This is a genomic window from Paenibacillus sp. UNC499MF (genome assembly GCF_900107975.1).
In the GTDB taxonomy this organism is placed as follows: domain Bacteria; phylum Bacillota; class Bacilli; order Paenibacillales; family NBRC-103111; genus Paenibacillus_F.
On sequence record NZ_FNVF01000023.1, the window covers coordinates 38738 to 45123 of the forward strand.

Sequence of the window (6386 nt, forward strand, 5' to 3'; positions counted from 1 at the left end):
TTTACCGCTGTACCGGAAGGAAAGGAGCCGTCAGGAAGGATCCAGCACGGTGGAGTGCTTCTCCTCGTAACGATCTTCGGCAACTTTGTTTCCTTCTTCCAAAATAACTACTTTGGGGACATAGTCCGCCGCCGTTTCCTCACTCATTAAAGCGTAGGAAATAATGATGACGACATCTCCCGGCTGTACAAGCCTTGCCGCCGCCCCGTTCAGACAGACGCATCCCGATCCCCTGGGACCCGTTATCGTGTAAGTCTCCATCCGCGATCCGTTGTTGAGATTCACGATTTGCACCTTTTCGTTAGGCAGAAGGTCGGCAAGCTCCATCAGGTCTTCGTCGATCGTGATGCTTCCTACATAATTCAGATTGGCCTCCGTAACAGTGGCCCGGTGGAGTTTGGACTTCATCATCGTTCTGAACATGCCGCGCGTCCCCTTTCCTCGTTCTTTACTGGCCTTCGCCGTAAGCCTTGATGCGGCGGTACATCGTCTTGTCTTTGAGTTTCACGAAATGAGACATGGCCGGGTACAAATTGCCTTCGAAAATCCACACATTCCCGCGCCTGTCCAGCCCGATATCAATGCCGTAGATGACCTGCTTCGGAAAATGTTCCGTCAGTGTCTTCGCGCACGCAAGGGCGACCCCATCGATCCGTTCCTGAAGAACTCTCCGGGACAGCCTGTGAAGCGAGGATCGGCCGAGCGCCTCGTCCAGAAGCAGGAGCTTGCCCTTCCTGGATGTGTTGGAGACGAAATAGCCGCTGCCCACGACTTTCGCCACCCGCCCGGTGACGATCCAGCGGCTTGAATTTTTTTTCCGCTGAACGATAATGCGCAGATCGAAAGCCCTCTCCCCGACTGTCGCGCGTTCGATACTCTGCTGGACGATATAGCTTTGGGAGCCGATTTTCTTACTCAGAAAAGCGTAAGTCTTCCTCCTGCCCGCCAGCTTGATCTTGCGGTTTTCATGCTGCACTTCGTACAGGCCGTCCGGCAGGCACGACACATGAAAAATGCCCTGCCCCTGCATCCCGCCAACGGGTTTCACAACGACCTTTCCGTACCGCTCCGCCATTTCACGGAAAGAGCTTACCGACAGCGGGCTTGTTGCCGGCAGATGGGGGGCAAGCCCGGCGGCTTTTCTCATAAACTTATATTTGGACCACTTGTTAAACCTCGCGGGAACCGCCATGCTATCGGCCACCTTTCGGATCCGGATAGATTTTCTTTCATAGACCGCTCCTTTATATATATGAGAGCGGACACCGGATGGAAAAGGCATCTGTTCCAGCGGCAGTATGCAGCCGACCCTATTTTTACAAAGATCGGGAAATAGCCTTTGTTCGCCTGTTTTCATAGAAGTGCGGCTGCGGCTTTTCTCCCATCCGCTTATTCCGTCCTTTCCGTTCACGGGACTCCGGGACTCCGGGACTCCAGTCCTCCGGGTGATAGACCAAAATAGTTGCTTATCCGTTTCAAACCCTGAAGAGCCTCCGTAAACTGAAAGGAATGCTTTCCAGTTGTGGCTACGAAGCTTATGTCTCCTTATGAAGAGTAAGAACGGATGAAGATAAGTTTTGCCTATATTGCGAAAAAGGATGGATAACGGTGAGTCATTATCAAGTCATATGGAACGGGCCCGTACTGGGCGACAACGGAATCGGAACCGCCGGCCGTGAATATGTGCTTGCGCTGCACCGGTTGGGCGTCAACGTCAAAGTAACCCCCGCGCGCAGGCGTTCGGGCCTCTCCACTCCATCCAAAAGGCTCATGCTGGCCTTGTCGCGCAGGCCTCTGGTCCTCAAAAAGCCGAAGGTGCTGATTTACCATCGCCTGCCGCATACCCTGAACATCGCCCAAGCGAGAAAAAAGTACGATTATCTCATCTTGAACGCGGTCTGGGAAACGACGAAAATTCCCCGGAACTGGCTCCCGAACATCAACCGGTTCGATGCCGTTTGCGTGCCTTCCGTGCAGAACCGGACCGCCATGAGAAGAAGCGGGGTCCGCGTCCCCGTATACATCGTTCCGCATGGTGTGAATTCACGCGTGTTTCACCCCCGAAATAAGAAGCTCGCCGTGAAAAAAAAGGGCGGCTTCCTGTTCGTCTCCGTCTTCACTTTCCAGCACCGCAAAAACCCCGAAACCCTGCTTAGGGCTTTCTGGGAGGAATTTTCCGCCCGGGACCGCGCGGCGCTGCTGATCAAAACAAGCGGATTCAGCGCCAAAGAATCGGGCGCATGGATTCGCGGCCGCATTGCCTCTTACAAAAGAAGGCTGGGAATCCGGCACAAGACGGCCCCCCTTCATCTTCTGACCGGACCTGCCAGTCCCCGTACGGTGCGGGGAATTTATACCGCGGGCGATGCGTTCGTGCTTCCCACGCGCGGCGAAGGCGTCGGCCTGCCGTTCCTGGAATCGCTGGCCAGCGGAACTCCGGTCATCGCGACAGGCTGGGGCGGTCACATGGACTTTGTGACAAAGGCCAATTCTTTTCTCGTCCCGTATAAGCTGAAACCGCCCGCATCCGGTATGAAGAAAGCGATCTCCCGCTCTTTCCGCTATTTGTTTGCGCAGAAGGGACAACTGTGGGCGGAGCCGGATCTCGGTTCGCTGAAAAAACAGATGAGACGCGCTTACGAGCATCCGGGGCTGTGCAGGCAGAAGGGACTCCGGGGGCGCAGGGATATGAGCCGGTGGACGTGGACGCGCGCCGGACACACGATGAAAAGGGCCATCGAGAAGACGATCGCTTCCAAGCGGCGTTAAGGCCGGGACGGCGTATGGATCCTTGGGAAACACATCATTATTGAGGGAGAACAGTTACGTAAACGATGGACGACAAGCGGAGCCATTTAGGAAAAGCAATCATTAACATAGGTGCCACTGACAGAGAACGAATGTAGACAAAATAAGGAGCAGCTTGCCAGTGGCAGCTGCTTTTTATTGTTAAGCTGACGGCATCAATGCGGATACAATTTGTTCCTCAGCTTAACCGGTTTTGTGATACTATTTGATCAGGTTGAGAACGGGCAGACTGGCTGTTCTCTTCAGCTTTCTCACCCATTAAATCGGGCGGCTGCCTCCATCAAAGCCTCCATCAAAAATATAAATTCTATAAGGAGCAAACATGAGATTAAATAAAACTCCAAAGTTAGAATTAACCGTTCAAGAACGGCAGGGACTCCGAAAAAACAAAATACTCTTAAGTGATATTCACAAAATATCCGTGAGTGATCTTTGTTTAATCATGGAGGTATCGGAATTAAGAGCTAAAGAATTAAAGGCAGCGTCCGAATTTCAAAGTGTTCCTTCAATTGGACCGGCATTTGCAAAAGATTTAATTAAACTGGGTTACTATGAATTGCAGGAGCTGAAAGAAAAAGATGGTGCACGTTTATTCGAAAAATTGGAAGAGTTATATAGGGAGAGGATAGATCCCTGTGTAGAGGATCAATTTAGATTTATTGTATTTTATGCTAATAATCCTGGCAGCGACAAGCAATGGTGGGATTTTACCGAGGAAAGGAAAAATTACAGAAGTGCTTTTGGATATACCGCCAGGCCGGATTAAATAACGGGGAAACACTAGTTTCATTAACCGCGTCAGGCGAGCCCCGGCAAAATACCTCGTGCAGCGGCAAAAACACGTTCCGGTTCGAGTTGAACCGGAACGTCTTTTTGTTACGGGCGGATTTACTCGTCCCGCAAAAAAGCACCCTGCCGGGAATTTCCCGCAGGGTGCTCCAGTCCGGAGCGGCAAGCGATTACTGCCCCGAAACGATATAAGCCTGATACTGATCGGCGGTCATAAGCCCTTCCAGGGCTTCTTTGCCGGAAATGTCGATTTCGGCGACCCAGCCTGCGCCGTACGGGTCCGTATTCACCAGCTCCGGTGATTCTTCCAGAGTGCCGTTGATTTGGGCAACCGTTCCGATAACGGGGCTAATCAGGTCGGAGACCGTTTTGACCGATTCCACACTGCCCAGCATATCGTCGGCTTTGACCGAAGCGCCCGTTTTCGGCAGTTCGACGAATACAATGTCGCCAAGCTGCTCTTGTGCAAAAGGGGTCATGCCTACACGGATTTTCGTATCGGAAAGCACTTCGACCCATTCGTGTTCTTTGGAGTATAACAATCCGGATTTTACTTCGCTCACGTTATTACCGCCTCACTTTTGACTGCCGTTAATAAATTTAGCTTACCCGAATGAAAACGGCGAAGTCAAGCCGGGAGCGGGCAAAGTTCATACCTTGTATTGACAGCTTATTTAAAGGGTGATACCATCCTGATAAATTCCTACTTTTCTGATTGGAATAAATAAGTTTAAGAAAGGGGTTCATTCTATGAACGCATCTATACGGCTTAACGCCGCCCGGTTCGGCTCTGCCCTTGCCGCCGGCGCTCTGCTTCTGACCTTGTGGTCCGGTCCGGCTTACGGGCAGGGAACCCATGCTGCGTCGGCAGCCGCTCCGCTGACGGCAGAACAAACCACTCTTTTGTCCGGGGAATACCGGCAGTTTTTGAAAGACCGGTTCGGCTATACGCTGCCCTCCGCACCGACAAAGGGCGATTTCGTTAAAGCTCTGGCCGCAGTTCTTAAACTGGAGCCGTCAGGCAAACCGAATCCTTTTCAGGATCTTGAGGAAAGCAGTCCTTATTACAAGTCCGCTCTGGCGTTGTACGAAAAAGGAATCCTCACCCAAGACCGGCTCGATGGCGATCAGCCCCTCACCCAGAGCACTGCCGTGTACATTGCCGTGAAAGCAGCCGGTTTAAAAGAGCTCGCCTATACTTATCCCGCCGAAAAAGCGGCGCGTTCGCTCGCCAAGCTTCATGCGGACGATGAAATCCCGCAGCTGACGCCGCAGGCCGCCCAGGAGCTTGCCGCAGCCGCGGATACGGAGCTTCTGCCCGCCGCACTGCACGGCGCTTTTCAGCGTAACGAGCCTGCTTCCGCCTCTTACGCCGAAATTTTGCTCGGACGCGTGCTTGAATTGCAGGGCCTGTACAAGCATGAGCTGGGCCGGGTGTCCGATCCCGACATACTCCGCAAGGTACGCGACGCCTGGAATGTCCAGAACCTGATCCAGGAGCCCGAGCTGCAAAGTATCGTGGACAAAGCGCTGCAAGCCGATCTGATTACGGGCTACAACGTAAAAGACGACCGGTATACGCCTCACTTTGACAGCGCGCGTTCCCTTACATACGGACACAGCGAAATAGATCACGCCCTTCAGTTGATCGGACTGCTCCGGAGCGAAAATATCGATGCCCGCGTCCAGCTGGAGCCGAAAACCTCCGCTTTTATTTACTTGAAAGAATGGGGCGAGCCGGTTCAAACCGACGATTACAAAGTGGTGCAGATCGAGAACGGAAACTACATTGCTTATGCCAAGGAATACGACCTTTCATTCGAATTCGCGACAGTCGGGCAAAAAGACCGGTTTCAGGAGATCGTCCTGAAGTACGCCAAGAAGAACAGCGAAGACCAGAGTGGCCTTCTGGCCCATTCCTGGTGGCAGCCGCTTTATTATTCCCGGACCGAGCTGCCGGATTATAAAGTCATCGCCAACAACAAAATCGCTAAAGGCCACTATTATGCGCAAACTTTTTCCCTTACCGACAAGTCTGCGGCAATAGCGGAGGGCATCCGTAAAATCAGCCCCGCCACCAAGATCGAGTCCTACCGGTTCTGGGTAGACGAGCCTTTTTACAACTATTTGATTGGAGAATACAAGTAAGAAATCGTCCGGATAAAAATCTCCGCAGGAGAAGAGGCTGAAAGCCCATTCTCTTTCGGAGGTTTTTTGTGGTGAAAAAAAGCCCTCTGCCGCAAGACAGAGAGCCCGGAAAACATTGCGAACGCGGGTTAATCCAGTTTTTCTATCGTGATCTGAGCGTTAGTGCCCGTGCCGCTGAGCGTCAACGTCAACCCTGACACGGATACCGTAAGACTTCCCGCCGTTACCGCCTGGAAGAGCAGATTGCCGCTGAGTACGCCTCCTGCCAAAGCCAGTGAAAATACCGAGGTGCTAGGCTGCGGCACCGCCGTACCGCTGAAGTTTGCGGCCACCGAAGACAGCAAGCTCAGGGTACCCGTGTAGATGTCAAAGCTTACCCGGTAATACCCCGGTTCGTTGATCAGAAAAGTTGTCGTCGGCGCAGCCGGACTGAACGTAATGGCCGTACCGTACTGGACGCCTGCCGTGTTGAACGGAACCAATCCGCCTGCGGCGACCGTTGTTCCTCCCGTATTTCTCCGGCTTGCGAACGAAGCGAGGCCGGTTCCTGCCACACCGTCAGCTCCTGCGACTCCTGGGGCTCCATCGGCACCGGTTGCACCCGTTGCTCCTGTCGGCCCAGTCGCACCTGTGGCTCCGTC

General features: G+C 53.1%; 6 protein-coding genes and 1 pseudogene. 3 read left to right on the forward strand and 4 right to left on the reverse strand.

Going from position 1 to position 6386, the window contains the following annotated elements; genetic code table 11:
* Positions 1–30: 30 nt before the first annotated feature.
* Positions 31–423 (reverse strand): aspartate 1-decarboxylase, encoded by a 393-nt coding sequence (panD, locus tag C4S74_RS25405; protein ID WP_103998075.1) that lies wholly within the window; start codon positions 421–423, stop codon positions 31–33.
* Positions 424–448: 25 nt separating this feature from the next.
* Entirely contained in the window at positions 449–1192 is a 744-nt protein-coding gene (locus C4S74_RS25410) for a YheC/YheD family protein (protein WP_103998083.1), read from the reverse strand.
* Positions 1193–1608: 416 nt separating this feature from the next.
* Between C4S74_RS25410 and C4S74_RS25415 the strand changes: the two genes are divergently transcribed.
* Together C4S74_RS25415 and C4S74_RS25420 are read left to right on the forward strand one after the other, a co-directional pair.
* On the forward strand, positions 1609–2769 hold the full coding sequence (locus tag C4S74_RS25415; protein WP_103998076.1) for a glycosyltransferase: 1161 nt from the start codon (positions 1609–1611) through the stop codon (positions 2767–2769).
* A 361-nt stretch (positions 2770–3130) separates the two neighbouring features.
* Positions 3131–3574, forward strand: a complete 444-nt coding sequence (locus tag C4S74_RS25420) for a helix-hairpin-helix domain-containing protein (protein WP_103998077.1) — start codon at positions 3131–3133, stop codon at positions 3572–3574.
* Between the two features lie 193 nt (positions 3575–3767).
* On the opposite strand, the gene gcvH is transcribed toward C4S74_RS25420, so the two are convergent.
* A complete protein-coding gene (gene gcvH / locus C4S74_RS25425) occupies positions 3768–4160 on the reverse strand; it encodes a glycine cleavage system protein GcvH (protein ID WP_103998078.1) in 393 nt (130 codons plus the stop codon).
* A gap of 187 nt (positions 4161–4347) precedes the next feature.
* On the opposite strand from gcvH, the gene C4S74_RS25430 reads away from it, so the two are divergent.
* Positions 4348–5745: a hypothetical protein gene (locus tag C4S74_RS25430; RefSeq protein WP_103998079.1), complete on the forward strand. Its 1398-nt coding sequence runs from the start codon at positions 4348–4350 to the stop codon at positions 5743–5745.
* A 128-nt stretch (positions 5746–5873) separates the two neighbouring features.
* Here the strand turns inward: C4S74_RS25430 and C4S74_RS25435 are convergent.
* Positions 5874–6386 (reverse strand): annotated as a pseudogene (locus tag C4S74_RS25435) (collagen-like protein); the annotation flags it as partial.